This window comes from Companilactobacillus tucceti DSM 20183, assembly GCF_001434665.1.
Classification (GTDB): Bacteria; Bacillota; Bacilli; order Lactobacillales; family Lactobacillaceae; genus Companilactobacillus; species Companilactobacillus tucceti.
The window spans coordinates 18409-36641 of record NZ_AZDG01000019.1 but is presented as its reverse complement, the minus strand read 5'-3'; the positions used below and the strand labels follow the sequence as shown (position 1 = coordinate 36641).

The following is an 18233-nucleotide window of genomic DNA, read 5'->3' as shown; positions in this document are numbered from 1 at the left end:
CTCTAAGCTAATTTTCTTTCTAGATGTTGCATATAATAACTGATCGGTAATGTTATAACCAAGTAGAACAAGCCAACCACGATATATGTATTTACTGTTTCAAAGGTTGTTGAAGCAATAGCATTTCCTTGATACATCAAATCAAATCCAGCAACAAAGGCTAGAACTGACGAATTTTTAACCAAATTAATAAATTGATTTCCTAGTGGAGGAATTACTAACTTGAAGGCTTGTGGTAAAACGATATAACGCATAGCTTGCCAGAAAGTCATACCTTGAGCACGTGAAGCTTCCATTTGACCAATATCAACTGAATTGATTCCTGAACGAACTGTTTCAGCGATAAAGGCTGATGTATAAATCGTTAATCCAATCGTACCTGCTGTAAATCCGTTGATCTTAACTACATATAAAGGAATTACCAAGTAGAAGAACATAGTAATAACTAGTAGTGGAATATTACGAAAAATCTCAACATAAACGTTCCCGATCACACGAGCAACTTTACTAGGCATAACTTCTAAAATTGCAAAGAGGGAACCAATGATCAAACTGAAAAACAAGGCCACAATACTGGATAAAACAGTCCATCCAAATCCAGAAATAAATGATGACCAATTATCTACAAGTAGTTTTATCATTTTCTGAGCACCTCCTTATAGTCAAATCCAGGAACATTTCCAAACCACTTCATAATCAGCTTGTTATATGTACCATCTTCAATAACTTCTTTTAGGCCCTTATTAATTGCTTTTTTAAAGTCACCTTGTCCCTTATTGATACCAATACCATAAGGTTCAGTAGTGAAAGTACCACCAACTAATTTATAACCAGGGTTTTCAACCGCAAGACCAGCTAAGATGACATTATCAGTCGTCATCGCTTCACCTTGTCCAGACTTCAAAGCTGTCAGTGCTTGAGCAAAGTCTGGTAATTGAAGTACTCGTGCTTTTGGAGCAATCTTTTGAATATTATCAACAGAATTAGATCCCACGGCACTTGTAACGGTCTTACCGTTTAAGTCTTTAACGCTCTTAATTGATGAACCTTTTTTAACTAAGATCGATTGTCCAGCATCAAAATATGAATCTGAGAAATCGATCACTTTTTTACGATCAGGCAAAATAGACATTGTTGCAATAATCGCATCAATATTTCCATTCTTTAATAAAGGAATTCTAGATTGTGATGTAACGGTTACAAACTTTGCCTTACCATCTTTACCTAGAACCTTTTTAGTAATAGCCTTAGCCAAGTCAATTTCAAAACCTTTTTCTTGGCCGTCTTTAACATCAATTAAACCGATCAATTTTTGATCAGCCTTAACTCCCCAAGTAATAGTGTTAGATTTCTTATCATTTTCTAAAATATTTTGAGATGACAAAGGTTGAGATCCACAACCCGCCAACGTCAAAACAAGGAGTAAAGACGTAATCAAAAGTGTTACATATTTAAACTTTTTCATATCTGCTACTCCCCCTCTTTAATGCTTAATAATCTTACCTAAGAACTGACTAGCACGTTCATTTGTAGGGTTCTTGAAGAATGTTTCAGTTTTGTCATCTTCAAGAATTTGTCCATCGGCCATAAAAATAACACGGTTGGCAACTTCTTCTGCGAATCCCATTTCATGAGTAACAATGAGTGATGTCATATCACTTTGACTTGTAACGTACTTAATAACGCCCAAAACATCATCGATCATTTCAGGGTCAAGGGCACTTGTAGGTTCGTCAAATAGCATACAACGAGGTTTCATAGCAAGTGATCTAGCAATTGCCACACGCTGAGCTTGTCCACCAGATATTTGTGAAGGCATATTATGAGCTTTGTCAGCCAATCCAACTTGATCTAACAAGTTCATAGCTGTCTTTTTATTTTCTTCTTCACTTAACTTCAAAACAATTCTAGGTGCCAACATAACATTCTCTAAAACATCTTTGTTTGCATACAAATTAAAATGCTGGAACACCATACCAACATCAGTTCTGATTCTATTAATATCAGTTGTTTTATCGGCAATATCACGTCCGTTAACAATAAGCTGTCCTTTTTGAATAGTCTCCAAACCATTAACTGTTCTAGCTAAAGTACTCTTACCAGAACCTGAGGGGCCTATCAAAACGACAGTTTCCCCTTTATCAATTTTTAAGTTAATGTCTTTTAGTGCATGAAACTTTCCGTAATATTTTTGCACGTCACGAAATTCGATCATTGATGACATAAACTTTTCTCCCTTCTTTTTCCCTATATAATTCTTACTGAAAAAAATGTATTAAAGAAATTTTAATGTTTTAAAAAACATTTAGCAACAAAAATCATTTAAGTGACCCACTTTGTTCGGTTTATTAAGCGCCCAAATAAATCACCTAATCACTGTAATACCACCATTTGTTTAATAATTAAACCTCAGATTTAGATTTTTTTATTTTTTAAAACTTTTTATTTATTTTTAAGAATATGGCAATTTCCGAACATAAACTTAATAATATATTTAGTGATTTTATTAAATCTAACTCATTACAGAAAATAATATGAAAACGCTCAAATAGAGCACACAAAAACCCCTGTTATTCCTAAGTCTAGAAATAACAGAGGCCTTTTATTTACGGGAAATTTGTTGAGGATTTCACACATTAATAAACGGGGGATTGGAAGCTCCTCATTTGAGGAGCTGGGGTCTGTGGGAAGGATAGTTCCTGCAGACCCCAGTTCCCCAAAGGGAACTATTTTAAAACAATTTTCTTGTATAAGTAACGGGTAATAAAGTAATAACCTAAATACAAAACAATAAATATTCCAAATGGTATTTCAATATTCATATATGGTTTATATAAGATTTTTGAAAACATTTGAAGACCAATTAATACATGAACAATACCTAATCCAGCTGGTACTGCGAATAATACGGCAATTTCTTTATTGATAGTCGAACGTAAAACCTTTGCTCTTGTACCAATCTTATAAAGCATGTTGTAGCGTTTAACATCACTGCTAGCTCCTGATAGGATCTTGAACATTAGACAACTTGCTAACATTGCTAGAAAGGCGATTCCTAAGAATAGACCCATGAACTCTAAACCTGAGAAAATTCCATTTACCATAACGTAGCTATCATATTTACTTAAACCAGCGTCTTTAAGTTCCGGATAACGCTTTTGTTCAGCTTGGTTTATTTTCTTGATTGCTGCTAAGTTTTTGTTGAATGACTTTGTTCTAACTAAAGTTAAACTACTCTTTTTAGAATCAATGCTATTAAATTTAGCATCATCAACTACAGCTACTCTTGAAGTTCTATACCTTGGTAAATTAGCATTCAATAGTTCAAATGATACATCGGCATTGGAAGGATCAGTTGTTGATGTTGTCTTACTGATCATTGATTTCATATTAAACTTTTGATACTTAAATGGTGTCTTCTTAAACTCACTTGCTTGGTAGTAAATAGTACCCTTAGAAGCTTTATATGAATAAGTTGTCACTTTTTTAGTATCTAGTTTATCGATTCTTTTTTGTTGAGCATCATTGATATTATTTACTGTAACGTCGTAATAGTTTTGACCTTCAACTACTGTTGAAATTTGATTCTGGAATCCTAATCCAACAGTGATTGCACCTAATGCTAAGGCAAACATCATTGCGACCATTGAAAGAATCTTTGTGTAATCTGAAATTCTAAAGCTCAATTGTGACAAGGTAAAATTATTTAGACCTTTTTGAGAAAATTTCTTATTCTTCTTTAAAGCTGATATAACGGCTGTGATAACTGCATTGATCATAAAGTAAGTACCAATAACAATTGTAAACAAAGCAACTGGTACACCTAAATAGATCAAAGCTGCATTACTTCCCATAAGTATCATTGTTGCATAACCAATTGCTAAAAAGATAATTCCCAGAATAACTTGAAATGCTTTTAAAATAGGATTCTTTTTAATACGAGCAGGTTGACTATCTTTATGTAATAAAGTCAAAACTTTAGTTCTTCTGATTGAAATCGAATTCTTTAGAGCTGAGATAATAAATATCACTATAAAAAATGCAAAAGTACTAAGTAATGCGGGTAAATAGAAACTATTAAAATGTTTAACTTGCATATCTAGTGCATCTATTACTAATCGACTAACAAATCCAGTCGCTATGATTCCTATAACGCTACCCAATACAGTTGCAATGGCACCAATTGTAAATGTTTCAACAAAAATCATTTTGGAAATTTTACTACTCTTGGCCCCAAGCATCATAAACATTCCGTACTCTTTTTGCCTCATACTGAGTAAAAATCCATTAGCATAACTTATATAAACTATCGTTATGATTGCTAATAGTACAACTCCAAATCCGTAGATGAAGCTAGTAGCTTGCGCAGGTGAATTTGATTTTAAAAAGGCACTATTAGTGGCTAGTGACATAAACATGTAAAAAATGGCTGAAGCTATGATAAGTCCTGAAAACAATACACTATAGTCTCTCAAGCGGTGTTTGATACCACTTAAAGCTAGTTTATTTAACAATTTTTATTCCTCCTTTCTTCTTATTCCGCAAATGTTCCTAATGAATCCAAGATTTCTTGATAAAATTCACCACGAGAATGATCGGCTTTCTTTAATTCTTGTCCGATCTCACCATCTTTAATAAAGATAATACGGTCACAGTAACTTGCTGAAAATGGATCATGTGTAACTAAAAGAATTGAAACATTATCTTCATGATTAATTTTGCTCATTGTATCTAACAAAGCACGAGCACTCTTAGAGTCAAGCGCTCCAGTAGGTTCATCACCAAAAATAATTGAAGGATCATGAACTAAGGCACGAGCCGCTGCTACTCTTTGTTTTTGACCACCTGATAATTCAGTTGGATAGTGGTTTAAGATATCTGTTAATCCTAACTTTTCAGCAATGCTATTAACTGCTGGATCGATTTTTTTAGCGTTAGTATTTTGTAAAGCTAAAGGTAAAGCAATATTTTCATAAGCTGTTAAATTCTCTAATAAGTTAAAATCTTGGAAAATGAATCCAATTTTATTGGCACGAAAATCAGCCATTTCATTAGTATTTAATTTTGTTATGTCTTGTCCACCAATATGAACTTGACCACTTGTTGGAGTATCTAAAGTAGATAAAATGTTTAATAAAGTCGTTTTACCTGAACCAGATGCCCCCATAATACCGACGAACTCACCAGGTTCAACTTCAAAATTAACATCTGATAAAGCTTTATATTGTTTTTCTCCAGCTTTACCATATATTTTTTCGATATTTTTTACTTCTACGATTTTTTGCATTTGATCTCTCCTCCATTTGATATATCTATCTTAAGAAAATTGACGTTTAAAGTCGTTTGATTCTTCTTACAATTCCTTACAAATTTGTAAGAAGACAATTTAGCGAAAAAAAAGAGGGCCGTGACATAAGTCACAACTCTCTTTTCCGTTTTTTAATTTTTATAGACTAAACGTGCAACTCTTCGCATTAAAGCTGGATCTTCTTTATCATCATTAGATTTACTATACGATCTTAGAAGTACTTCTTTAATATTATCCAACTTAGGATCATTTGATTTAGACAGACTATTGTATAAACTGTGCATTGCTTCTTTACCTTTATTTAACATACACGTTTCCTCTAAAAACATTAAAACTTTATTTGGCAAATGGCCAACTAAATAACATCAGGATTTTGCTCAACTAAATCCTTATAAAAATTAGCATTAGTCATACATACATAAGGTATAACCCAAATCAAGGCTATTCCAAAGGTAATGTATCCTAAGAAGTACCAACCAATATAACTAAGTTGTAGAACAAAATAACGCCATTTATTGCCATCCATCAACTGACGACTCTTAGTAATATAATCGGTGAAAGTATATTTATCGCCGTCACCTCGTGCTTGAACGTCTTTATAAATAAAATATGTTTGGGAATAAGAACAAATCTTAATATAGCCAGGAATAACTAACAATAATAGCCATAAAATCGTGAAAAATCCTTTGATCAAATAGATAACTATCAATTGCCACCAATCAGGATTACGGTAATACATAAAATTACTCTTTAATGGTGAAAAATCTAAATCTGGATTTCTTAACCAATCTAAACTTCTAAAAAACACTGATAATACCAACACTAAAACAATTAAATATATAATTCCACCGGTAGATATCAATTTAAATGAATGCATATATAAAGTGGACGGATCATAGGTTGCCGTACGTACAGTCTCAGTTCTTGAGTAAAAAATATTTATTATACTCGATAAAATCAATATCAAATACAGCATTATTGCTTTTCCTAAATCCTTTTTCAATAATGCTTTCACTTCCCTTTTTAATTCTCTTCTAGTACGATAATTTTTCAAATTTAACTCTCCCTTCCCGTGTCTAAAATCATACAGAAAAGTGACTGTAAACAAAAGACTGGTCGTCTTTCTTCCTATTATGGTGAGTTTTATCAATCCATGTTATTATTTAAGCAGACTATCGAAAGGATGGACACTGCACATGTGGTTAGAAATAAGATTAAGAGACGCCCATATTTCAAACAAATAATTAAACGGCATTAATACCCTGGGGTTTTGGTGCCACCAGGAGGATCTATGAAAGAATTAAATAATACAAAAGAACGCGTTATTGTTGCCGGAGTCAGCCATCTACAGCCTGACTTTGAATATACAATGGAAGAATTAGCTTCATTAGTCGAAGCTAATAATATGGAAGTCGCTGATACTATCAAACAAAAAGCTGATAGTGTCAGTGCCAAAACTTACTTTGGTTCTGGTAAAGTTACCGAGATCAAAGAAATAGCCAATGCCGATGATGTTAAAACAATCGTTCTAAATGATGAACTAACACCATCTCAAATACGTAATCTAGAAAAAGAAACAAAATTAAGCTTTATGGATAGAACAGAGTTGATTTTACAAGTCTTCTCTAATCGTGCTCATACCAAACAAGCTAAACTACAAGTAGAAATCGCAAAGTTACAATATCAATTACCACGAATCCATCCATCAGGTAATCCACTGGACCAACAATCAGCTTCTGGTGGACTTGCTAACCGTGGTGCTGGTGAAACAAAACTAGAATTAGATCGTCGTGTAATTCGTAAAAGAATTACCTATTTAAAGGACCAATTAAAAACAGTTGATAAAACAATCAATGTTCAAAGCAGAAAGCGTACCAACACAACTATGCCACTAGTTTCATTAGTTGGTTATACAAACGCTGGAAAATCTACAACTATGAATGGTCTTTTAAACTTTAATAAAGAAGATTCGGATGATCGTAAAGTTTTTGAAAAAGATATGCTCTTTGCAACACTTGATACTAGCGTTAGAAAAATTGATTTAGAGGATAATACTAGTTTCCTACTATCTGATACCGTTGGTTTTGTCAGCAAGCTCCCTCACAATTTGATTGAGTCTTTCAAAACTACTTTAAAAGAAGCTAAAGATGCTGACTTATTAGTTCAAGTTATCGATGTTAGTGATGAACATTGGAGAAATATGCTTGAAGTAACTGAGAAAACTCTCAAAGAAGTCGGCGTTAAAGATAAGCCTATGATTTATGCATTTAACAAAGCTGACTTAAAACCTGATCAAGTCTTCCCTTCAATTGAAGGAGACAATATCTACTATTCAGCTTTGGATAAAAAGTCAATTGATACTTTAGTAGATTTAATTAAAAAGAAACTCTACGCTAACTTCAAAATGACAAATCTTCTGATTCCATATGATAAACAAAAAGTTGCTGAAAAAGTCCTCAGAAATTCTCAAATCATCAAAAAAGAATTTCTCAATGAAGGATCATCTATTACAGCAAATCTAAGTCCAGATGAACTCAACGAATACAGTGAGTTCATTAAAGAATAAGAAAAGACATGATTCCGAATCTAATCGGATCATGTCTTTTTTATGGAAGTAAAACACCTAGAAATCTAAGAAATATACGTTTTAGGCATTTTATGCAATATTTTATTACCCTTTAACAAAATATTAGAGGTTTTTTAATAAAAAGTTCTTGTATTTAATGTTTTATGGTGTACTCTAATTATTGTGATGCTTTTAGGGAGGTTAAGTAATGAAATTTAAAAAGTATTTGTTAGCACTATTTCCGATTTTTGCGATAGCGCTGATTTTGTCTGGCTGCGGTTCTAATACTGAAAAAGATGATAAAAAAACTCTTTCTATCAGTTCTAGTGATGTAATCGCAACTATGGACTCATCAATGAATACCGATGTTATCGGTTCGCAAAATCTTTCCAATACAATGGAAGGTTTATACCGATTTGATGGTAAAAAATTGCAACCAGCTGTTGCTAAAAAAATCGTCAAACCTACAAATAACGGTAAAACCTATACGATTGAACTACGACATACTAAATGGTCCAACGGTAAACCCGTAACGGCTCAGGATTTCGTTTACGCATGGCGTAGAACTGTCGATCCAAAGACAGCTTCTGAATATGCCTACATTTATAGTGGAATAAAAAATGCTGATAAAATCAGCGCTGGTAAAAAACCAGTTAATACATTGGGGATCAAAGCTCTTAATAAATACAAACTTCAAATTGACTTAGATACACCAATTCCATACTTCAACGCTTTAGTTGTAAATTCACCATTTCTACCATTATATAAACCAGCTGTAGAAAAAGCCGGTAAACAATATGGTTTAAAGAGTGCTGGTATGGTGTTCAATGGTCCATTTAAATTAACTAATTGGAATGTTTCTGATAATAACTGGACTGAAGTTAAAAATAATAAATACTGGAATGCTAAAAAAGTTAGATTAAACAAAGTCGAATATTACGTTGTTAAAGATGCTAATACTGGATTGAATCTTTACGATACAAACAGAATTAACCGTCTTCAACAAATCAGTGGTGATACTGCTCGCCAAGTTTCAGGTTACAAATCATTCAGTATCTCAGAAACAGCAAGTAACTACTACTTGGAACTAAATCAAAAGAAATATAAATTCTTTAGAAATAAAAAGATCAGACAAGCAATTTCAATGTCGATCGATCGTGAACAACTAACTGACAATATCCTAGGTAAAACTGGTGGTATTGAAGATACATTAGTTCCTACAAAGATGTCTTATAATCCTAAGACTGGTACAGACTTTACTAAAGAAAAGACCTTAGATTCAGTAAACAAGTACTCAGAATACAATCCTAAACTTGCCAAGAAACTTTGGAAAGAAGGACTAAAAGAAACTGGTCAAAAAGATCTCAGCTTTACTATTTTAGGTGATGATACTGACGCCGCTAAGAAACAAAATGAATTTATTCAAGGTCAAATGATGAAGACATTACCTGGATTAAAGATTTCCTTACAAAATGTCCCATTTAAATCACGTTTGGATAAATCTATCAGCGGTGACTTCGATATGGTTGTTTCAGCTTGGACAGCCGACTTCCCAGATCCAATCAGTTTCTTAGATTGCTTCACAACTGACAGTTCGATCAATGATGGTAAGTACTCTAATAAAGCCTATGATGCTTTAGTTAAAAAGAGTAAGACTACTGATGCTAATGATGAAGATGCTAGATGGCAAGATATGCTTGAAGCAACTAAGATCTTAACTGAAGATCAAGGTGCTGTTGTTCTTTATCAATTGAATCAAGCTAACTTGACTAAATCTAATGTCAGAAACTATCGTATTTCACCAAATGGCGGTTATAACCTCGTTACTGCTTATAAAAAATAATTAAAGTTAGGGAGATTAAATATGGCAAAATATATTCTTAAAAGAATTCTTTACCTATTTTTGACCCTCTTCATAATTGCTACGATCACTTTCTTTCTAATGAAGATGCTTCCTGGTACTCCATTCTCTAATCAGAATCGTCTATCACCAGAACAATTAGCAATCGTTAAAGCACAATATGGATTGGATCAACCAATATTAATTCAATATATTCGTTATATAGGTGGACTTTTCCAAGGAAATCTTGGAACTTCATTCCAATTTAACAATGAACCTGTTACACAACTAATCGGCCAACGTTTAGCACCATCAATGCAAATTGGTGCTCAAGCAATGATACTTGGTACTATTTTAGGTATCTTACTTGGTGCCATCGCTGCCATTAGAAAAAATACTTGGGTCGATACTTTGGCAACATTCGTATCAATTCTAGGTATTTCAATCCCATCATTTGTTTTGGCTGTTTTATTACAATTTTACTTGGCCTACAAATGGCACATCTATCCAGTTGCTCTTTGGGACAACTTCCAATCAAGCGTCCTACCTACTATCGCTTTAGCTGCGTTACCTTTGGGTAATGTCGCCAGATTTATGAGAACTGAAATGGTCGACGTGTTAAGTAGTGACTACATTGAACTCGCTAAATCAAAAGGTAATTCAGAATGGCAAGTAGTTGTTAAACACGCTTTACGTAATTCATTGATTCCTATTGTTACTATTATTGGACCTATGGCCGTATCAACTATGACTGGTTCAATGGTTGTTGAGAACATTTTCTCGATTCCTGGTATCGGTGAACAATTTGTTAAATCAATTACTACTAATGACTACCCAACTATCATGGGACTAACTATCTTCTATTCATTCTTATTGATTTTAGTCTTCTTAGTTGTTGATATTTTATACGTACTTATTGATCCAAGAATTAGATTAGGAAACGGAGGTAATGAATAATGGAAATTCCTCAAATACCCAAGGATAAATTTAAATTTTTAAATAATGAGGGTAATAAGGAACAAGAAAAAATCGGCACACCTTCTTTAACTTACATGCAAGATGTCCGTCGTCGTCTTTTTCAAAATAAAGTTGCTGTTGTTTGTTTAACACTACTTTCACTAATTGTTCTTATCTCTGTCTTTGCCCCAATAATTGCACCATATAATCCAAATGCTCAACATGCTACCCTATCTAACCTTCCTCCAAAATTAGGTAATCTAAATATCCCTGGATTCAACGGTTACCAAAATATGGGTGGCAAGATGGTTGATGCTTATCAACAAGTTCATGCTCCAAAAGGTACTTACTACATCTTAGGTACTGATTATCTTGGACGTGATTTATTATCAAGAATTATCTATGGTACTCGTCTTTCTCTAATAGTTGCTGTTTTGGCTACTTTGGTAGATTTATTGATCGGTATCCCTTACGGTATCGTCTCAGGTTGGAAAGGCGGAATGACAGATAACGTTATGCAACGTATCGTTGAAATCGTTTCTTCAGTTCCTAACCTAATCGTTGTTATCTTAATGATGATTATTTTAAAGCCAGGATTGATCTCAATTGTTTTAGCCATCGCTATTACTGATTGGGTCACAATGGCTCGTCTGATTCGTGCTCAAACCTTCCAATTAAAAGAGCAAGAATATGTTTTGGCAGCACGTACTTTAGGAGAATCTTCAACTAAAATTGCTACAAAACACTTGATTCCTAACCTATCTTCAACAATTATCATTCAAACAATGTTTACAATTCCAAATGCTATTTTCTTTGAAGCCTTCTTAAGTTTCATTGGTATTGGTATCCCTGCACCAAATGCATCATTAGGTACACTATTATCTGATGGACAAAAAGCCTTTAGATTCTTACCATATCAAATGTGGGCACCTGCAATTATCTTAAGTATTATTATGATTGCTACTAACTTACTAGGTGATGGTCTACGTGACGCCTTTGACCCACAATCATCAGACTAATAACTAAGGAGAAAGAATAAGCAATGGATAAAATTCTAGAAGTAAAAGATCTACACGTTAACTTTGCTACCTACAATGGTACTGTCCAAGCTATTCGAGGAGTGAATTTCGATCTTTCCGCCGGTGAAACCTTAGCTATCGTTGGGGAATCTGGTTCTGGTAAGTCGATCACTGTTCGTTCAATCTTGCAGTTACTTGCAAAAAACGCTGATATAAATAAAGGTACTATCCTCTATCATGGAGAAGATCTACTTAAAAAAAGCAAAAAAGAAATGGATGCTATCCGTGGAAATAAAATTTCAATGATTTTCCAAGATCCTATGACATCCCTTGATCCAACAATGACAATTGGAAAACAAGTTGCTGAACCACTTTTGATCCACAATAAAGTTTCCAAAAAAGAAGCACTTGGTCGTGCCGAAGAAGTTTTACGTTTAGTCGGTATACCTAATCCTAAAGAGAGAATGAATGACTATCCTCATCAATTCTCTGGTGGTCAAAGACAACGTATCGTTATCGCGATTGCTATCGTAGACTATCCTGAAATTCTTATTGCCGATGAACCAACAACTGCTTTGGACGTTACTGTTCAAGCTCAAATTATCGATTTATTAAAAGAGTTACAACAAAAAATCGGTACTTCTATCATCTTTATCACCCATGATCTTGGTGTCGTGGCTGGTATTGCTGATCGTGTAGCCGTTATGTATGCCGGTAAATTTGTTGAATACGGTTCAGTAGATGAAATCTTCTATGATCCTCAACATCCCTATACTTGGGGATTATTAGATTCCATGCCTACTTTAGATACAAGTGAAGAGGACCACCTTAATTCAATCCCAGGTACACCTCCTAACTTGTTAAATCCTCCTAAAGGTGACGCTTTTGCACCACGTAACGAATACGCCATGCAAATAGATTTGGAAGAGCAACCTCCTTTCTTTAAAGTTTCCAAGACTCATTATGCTGCAACGTGGCTATTGCACCCAGATGCACCAAAAGTTACTCCTCCTAAGGGAATTCAGAAACGTTTCACCAAATTTAAAAAGTTAGGAGACAATATATAATGGCAGAAGATAAACAAGCAATTGTCCAAGTCAAACATTTAAAACAATATTTTAATATTGGTAAACCTAACGAAGTAAAAGCTGTCGATGACGTTTCCTTTGATATATATAAAGGAGAAACATTTGGATTAGTTGGTGAATCTGGTTCTGGTAAGAGTACTACTGGTCGTAGTATCATCAGACTTTATGATCCAACAGCTGGTCAAATTTTATTTAATGGTCAAGATATTAGTAAAATCAAAAGTCATGGCCCACAAATGAAAAAATTCCGTCGTGAAATGCAAATGATCTTTCAAGACCCATATGCTTCACTAAATCCTAGAATGAAAGTTAAGGATATTATTGCTGAAGGACTTGATGTCCATGGATTAACAAGTAGTAATGAAGAGCGTGACAAACGTGTTCGTGAATTGCTAGATATGGTTCATTTGAACCCCGAACATATGACACGTTACCCTTATGAATTCTCTGGTGGTCAAAGACAACGTATTGGTATTGCTAGAGCTCTAGCCGTTGATCCTCAATTTATCATTGCTGATGAACCTATTTCAGCACTTGATGTATCTATCCAAGCTCAAGTTGTTAACTTGATGCAAGATATTCAAAAAGAACAAGGATTAACTTATATGTTTATTGCCCATGACCTTTCAATGGTTAAATATATCAGTGATAGAATCGCCGTTATGTACCATGGTAAAATCGTCGAATTGGCTGATGCCGATGAAATATACGATCATCCGCTACATCCATATACAAAGAGTCTCTTGTCAGCTATTCCCGTTCCTGATCCAGAAGTTGAAAAAACTCGTCAAAGAATCGATTTTGATTATAAGAGCTCTTTCCATGAAGGACAAAAGCTACAAGAAGTATTACCAGGTCATTTCTTGTATTGTGATGACAAAAAAGCTGCTACATTTAAATAGACAAGAGTGTGACAAAGGGCAATCTGCCACCGGAACATAGCCTAGGACCACGAATGATTGGCACCATCAATCATTTGTGGTTCGTAGCTATGTGGAGGTTGCAGCCCTTTGTTACACGTTTAGGCTATAAATGCAAAATGAGACTGTGGAATACACCACAGTCTCATTTTTTAAATATATATCTGGGGAGGAAATATATTTTATTTGTATATAAGGGATTATTTAATTAGGGGATTAAATAAGGGATCTTTTAATTTATGAAGAAATTTATTTAGAGATTGTTCATATCTCTATCACTCACCTCAAGTTTCTATATTTTATTCTTGTAATCAATTTTTTATACATCAGGGAGGATATATTTTAAAATTGTAAATCTTCTTATATCAGGGGATTATTTAATTAGGGATTAAATTTATAAGTAAAAGCAGGATCTACCGTAGAGGGTAGGTCCTGCTTTTTTTGAAAATATATATCAGGGGGGATATATTTTCGTTTATATAACCTATTAGGATTATTTAATTGGGGGATTAAATAATAAATAAGGATTTTTTAGGGATTAAATTTATAGGGGATTAATCATTTTTGTTGTGTTTATATAAGTGAGTTTTTAAGAAAACATTATCTTGTTTTAAGGGGGATTAAAACTTGATATAGAGTTTAATATTTCATCCGGTCACCTCTTCTTTGCTTTTGACTATGCTTAAATAATAGCTTTCAATTATGAATAATTAATTTCCAAATTACGAATAAACAAATAATAATTTGTGAAGAAATTGTGAGGTTCTTGTAACAATACAATACTAAATCACAGCGATATTATTATGTCTGTTCTATAATAATAAGGAAAACATCATTCAAAGGGGGAAAATCATGAAACTATCAAAGGAACAAAAGAGTAATTTAAAGTCAGCAATCATTGCGGGAACTTTTGCTGGCGTAATATCTGGTTTCGTCAAATTAGGTTGGGAAAATGTCTTGCCACCTAGAACAGAAGAACGAGATGAAACTAATCCACCTCAAACACTACTTCAACAATTTGGCATTCCTAGCAAATGGACTCACGCTACTTATACATATTCTGGACACAAATTACCTTGGGTAAGTTATTTAGTTCACTTCGGATTTTCAACTTCTTTCGCTATTATTTATGAAGTCTTAGCTGAATATAAACCTTTCATCAGAAAAGGCTCTGGTAGTATCTTTGGATTGGCAATTTGGGCCGCCTTCCATCTTGGCATCATGCCTATGATGAAGACTGTTCCTGATGCTAAAGATCAGCCAACAGAAGAACATATTTCAGAGGCATTAGGACATATCGCTTGGATGTGGACTAATGATGTCGTTGGACAAGAATTATATCGTCGTCTAACGTCAAAGAAGTAGGCGATACCGATGAATAAATGGCAAACGTCTATTACTGAACGACTCAGCTATGGGTTGAGTGATGCAGCAGATAACTTAGTATTTCAAATGATGACCATGTATCTGCTGTTTTTTTATACCGATGTTTTTGGACTCACTCCTAACGAAGCTGCAGTATTATTCGTCGTAGCACGTGCAGCTGACGTATTTGAAAGTTTAATTATCGGTGTCATGATTGATAACACGCATTCTAAGTGGGGAAAAAGTAGACCATTCTTTCTTTGGTTCTCATTCCCATATGTTATCTTTGCAGTTTTAACCTTTGTTACCCCAAATTTCTTACCTCATACTGGTAAATTGATTTGGGCATATGTGACCTATCTTGGATTAGGATTCTTCTATACGGCCGTTAACTTGCCAATTACATCAATTTTGCCAACAATGACCGAAAATGAAAAAGAGACTACTTTATTAGGTGTTATTAGACAATTCTTTGGTAGTTCTGTACAAATTATTGTCGCTACTTTTACCATTCCTTTAGTAGCCTTATTTGGTAAAGGTGATCAACAAAAGGGATTCTTGCTAACGATTGTTTTATTCGGAGCAATCTCTCTAGCTTTGATCTTGAACACCTTCTTCCACGTTCGTGAACGCTTTTCTAATGAAGAGATAAATCATCAGCCACTAAGTGCCGTTTGGAAAATGTTGAAACAAAATAAACCTTGGATGGTTATTTCAATCGTAATTTTCCTATATTGGATGACAACAGCAATTAAAAATCAAACTATCATCTACTATTTTAAATATGTAATTCATAATGAAAGCTTAGTTTCACTCGCTAACAGTTTTACGTTAACAGCCTTGATCGGAGTTGTTTCAATCTACTTTGTTTCAGCCCATTTAGGTAAAAAGAATACTATGTTAACAGGTATTGGTACTGCTTTTATTGGACAACTAATTATTACTTACGCAGCTTATAGCGAGAATATGCCGGTTTTATTCTTCGGAATTTTTGTCAATTCTATTGGTAATGGTTTCATAATCGGACTAGTTTCAATTATGATTGCTGATACAATTCGCTATGGTACAGCTATGGGAATTCAAGCAGAAGGTGTATTAGCATCTACTGACGATTTTGGAGTTAATTTAGGACTTGGATTAGGTGGACTAGTTACCGCTGAATCATTGCAACTAACCGGCTATGTTTCAAATAAAACACAGTCTGCTTCTACTATTTCTGCAATTAATTTGAACTTTGCTTTAATACCTTTAGGATTGTATGTTGTGATGTTTTTGATTTTATTAGCTTATAACGAAAGTAAGATACAATCTAAGATTAAGGAAATTACTGGATAAGTTTATATTACAAAAAAGCCTCCGTATTTTTTAAAAAAATACAGAGGCTTTTATTTAAATAAAGTAATTAGGGAAAATTTCCAAAACATCACTTTCTTCATCAATCATCAAGTGAAGATGGTTGATAGACAATCTTTCCGCTTCTTCTGGATCATGCTTACCAACCGCTTGGCAAATTTTTTGATGTTCCTTAATCAAATTATCCCAATTCAATTGAACAACTTTTAATCTTAGCCATCTAAAACGCAGTAATTGATCATTAGTTACTTGTAGCCAGTTCCAAACAATCATTTTATTTGTCATTTTATAAAAGTATTGATGAAATTTTTCATCTAATTCAAAGAACATCTCATGATCACTATTCTTTGATGCCGCCAATTGTTTATCCAAAATATCATTTAAATATGAAATATCAGATTCACTAGCTACTGCAGCAGCTTCGACCATAACTTTTCTTTCAACACTTTCTCTAACAAAACGTGCATTTGTGGCTTCACTTAAATTAATCTTGGAAACATAAGTTCCACTTTGAGGGACAATATTGATCAAACCGTCCCTCCTCAATCGAATCAACGCTTCTCTAACTGGTGTTCGTCCAAGATTTAAATCTTGTTCAAGCAAACTTTCAGAAATCTTATCACCTGGAGCATAGGTAGAGCGTAATATACGATGATTTATTTCTCTGTATGCCTTATCTTGCATATTATTTACATCCATTATATCTATCACTCTTCCTATGCTATCTAATTTTTATGACTAAGCTTTATTTAAAGCTTCCCACAATCCGTTTAAGTAAGCAATACCTAACGCTCTATCATATAATCCATATCCAGGGCGACCTTCTTCACCCCAAATATCACGTCCGTGGTCAGGTCTTACGACACCATTAAAGTTTGTATCATGTAATGCTTTCATAATTTCATACATATCTAATGAGCCTTCTGATGACAGATGAGCTGATTCGTGGAAGTCACCTTCATTACCCATAAATTTGATATTTCTGACATGAATAAATGGTGCCTTATTCTTTTTAACGAATTCTCTAATGATTGCCGGAACATCATTTTTAGGATTTTCTCCTAAACTACCCGTACAAATAGTGAAACCATTATATGGAGAATCATACATATTTTCAATTTTACGCATATCTTCAACGTTTTTATAAATTCTTGGTAGTCCAAATAATGGACGAGGCGGATCATCAGGATGCATTGCCATTTTGACATCATACTTCTCACATGTTGGCATAATAGCTTTCAAAAAGTACTCCATATTTTCTGCTAGTTTATTCTCATCAACATTTTCATATGCTTTAAATAACTTCTTAACTTCTGCCAATCTTTCTGGTTCCCAACCTGGCAAAATAAATCCATTTGAATTCTTTTGAACTGATTTAATAATATCATCTGGAGAACCTTCAACGATTTTATGTTGAAATGCTAAATCAGTTGACCCATCAGCTAACTTATAATGCAAATCTGTTCTAACCCAATCAAAAATTGGCATAAAGTTATAGCAAATAACTTTAATTCCATATGCTGCTAAATTTTTGATTGTCTCTTTATAATTCTCAATATATTTATCTCTAGATGGTAAACCAATTTTAATATCATCATGAATATTAACTGATTCAATAATTTTAATTTTTAATCCTGCTGATTCTACTTGATCCTTTAAACTCTTTATCTCACTCTTAGGCCAAACTTCACCAACTGGAATGTCATATAAGGCACCCACAACTTGCTTTGTGCCAGGAATCTGACGGATATCTTGTAACTTAATTGGATCATCTTTTTCACCGTACCAACGGAATCCCATTTCCATAATTACTTAAA

Annotated in this window: 17 protein-coding genes; 8 read left to right on the top strand and 9 right to left on the bottom strand. The window is 33.8% G+C overall.

Annotated elements, in window-relative coordinates:
* Positions 1–2: 2 nt before the first annotated feature.
* The 7 genes from FC72_RS08445 to FC72_RS08420 form a co-directional block, all read right to left on the bottom strand.
* The gene (locus FC72_RS08445; RefSeq protein ID WP_057766738.1) at positions 3–641 is read right to left on the bottom strand and encodes an amino acid ABC transporter permease; all 639 of its coding nucleotides are present in this window, start codon (positions 639–641) and stop codon (positions 3–5) included.
* Positions 638–1465 carry a glutamate ABC transporter substrate-binding protein gene (locus tag FC72_RS08440; protein ID WP_057766735.1) on the bottom strand — a complete coding sequence of 276 codons (828 nt, stop codon included), beginning with the start codon at positions 1463–1465 and terminating at the stop codon, positions 638–640. Before FC72_RS08440 ends, FC72_RS08445 begins: the two co-directional genes overlap by 4 nt.
* A gap of 18 nt (positions 1466–1483) precedes the next feature.
* A complete protein-coding gene (locus FC72_RS08435; protein WP_164477901.1) occupies positions 1484–2215 on the bottom strand; it encodes an amino acid ABC transporter ATP-binding protein in 732 nt (243 codons plus the stop codon).
* A 511-nt stretch (positions 2216–2726) separates the two neighbouring features.
* A complete protein-coding gene (locus tag FC72_RS08430; protein ID WP_057766731.1) occupies positions 2727–4514 on the bottom strand; it encodes an FtsX-like permease family protein in 1788 nt (595 codons plus the stop codon).
* Positions 4515–4534: 20 nt separating this feature from the next.
* A complete protein-coding gene (locus tag FC72_RS08425) occupies positions 4535–5287 on the bottom strand; it encodes an ABC transporter ATP-binding protein (RefSeq protein ID WP_057766729.1) in 753 nt (250 codons plus the stop codon).
* 152 nt (positions 5288–5439) lie between these two features.
* On the bottom strand, positions 5440–5616 hold the full coding sequence (locus tag FC72_RS10825) for a hypothetical protein (protein ID WP_157051142.1): 177 nt from the start codon (positions 5614–5616) through the stop codon (positions 5440–5442).
* A 47-nt stretch (positions 5617–5663) separates the two neighbouring features.
* Positions 5664–6362 carry a DUF975 family protein gene (locus FC72_RS08420; protein ID WP_057766727.1) on the bottom strand — a complete coding sequence of 233 codons (699 nt, stop codon included), beginning with the start codon at positions 6360–6362 and terminating at the stop codon, positions 5664–5666.
* Positions 6363–6599: 237 nt separating this feature from the next.
* On the opposite strand from FC72_RS08420, the gene hflX reads away from it, so the two are divergent.
* The 8 genes from hflX to FC72_RS08380 all read left to right on the top strand — a co-directional run bounded on the left by hflX (position 6600) and on the right by FC72_RS08380 (position 16398).
* Entirely contained in the window at positions 6600–7874 is a 1275-nt protein-coding gene (gene hflX, locus FC72_RS08415) for a GTPase HflX (RefSeq protein ID WP_057766725.1), read from the top strand.
* A 208-nt stretch (positions 7875–8082) separates the two neighbouring features.
* Entirely contained in the window at positions 8083–9717 is a 1635-nt protein-coding gene (locus FC72_RS08410; protein WP_057766723.1) for a peptide ABC transporter substrate-binding protein, read from the top strand.
* Between the two features lie 21 nt (positions 9718–9738).
* Positions 9739–10671, top strand: a complete 933-nt coding sequence (opp3b, locus tag FC72_RS08405) for an oligopeptide ABC transporter permease (protein ID WP_057766721.1) — start codon at positions 9739–9741, stop codon at positions 10669–10671.
* Entirely contained in the window at positions 10671–11690 is a 1020-nt protein-coding gene (locus FC72_RS08400; protein WP_057766719.1) for an ABC transporter permease, read from the top strand. The genes opp3b and FC72_RS08400 overlap by 1 nt, the downstream gene beginning before the upstream one ends.
* A gap of 23 nt (positions 11691–11713) precedes the next feature.
* The gene (locus FC72_RS08395; RefSeq protein WP_057766717.1) at positions 11714–12757 is read left to right on the top strand and encodes an ABC transporter ATP-binding protein; all 1044 of its coding nucleotides are present in this window, start codon (positions 11714–11716) and stop codon (positions 12755–12757) included.
* Positions 12757–13680 (top strand): ABC transporter ATP-binding protein, encoded by a 924-nt coding sequence (locus FC72_RS08390; protein WP_057766715.1) that lies wholly within the window; start codon positions 12757–12759, stop codon positions 13678–13680. The genes FC72_RS08395 and FC72_RS08390 overlap by 1 nt, the downstream gene beginning before the upstream one ends.
* 870 nt (positions 13681–14550) lie before the next feature.
* A complete protein-coding gene (locus FC72_RS08385; RefSeq protein ID WP_057766713.1) occupies positions 14551–15063 on the top strand; it encodes a DUF1440 domain-containing protein in 513 nt (170 codons plus the stop codon).
* A 9-nt stretch (positions 15064–15072) separates the two neighbouring features.
* Entirely contained in the window at positions 15073–16398 is a 1326-nt protein-coding gene (locus tag FC72_RS08380) for an MFS transporter (protein ID WP_057766712.1), read from the top strand.
* 54 nt (positions 16399–16452) lie between these two features.
* On the opposite strand, the gene FC72_RS08375 is transcribed toward FC72_RS08380, so the two are convergent.
* Together FC72_RS08375 and uxuA are read right to left on the bottom strand one after the other, a co-directional pair.
* Positions 16453–17100, bottom strand: a complete 648-nt coding sequence (locus tag FC72_RS08375) for a GntR family transcriptional regulator (protein WP_235805168.1) — start codon at positions 17098–17100, stop codon at positions 16453–16455.
* A 54-nt stretch (positions 17101–17154) separates the two neighbouring features.
* Complete coding sequence (uxuA, locus tag FC72_RS08370; protein WP_057766710.1) at positions 17155–18222, bottom strand: mannonate dehydratase; 1068 nt, start codon at positions 18220–18222, stop codon at positions 17155–17157.
* Between the last annotated feature and the right edge of the window lie 11 nt (positions 18223–18233).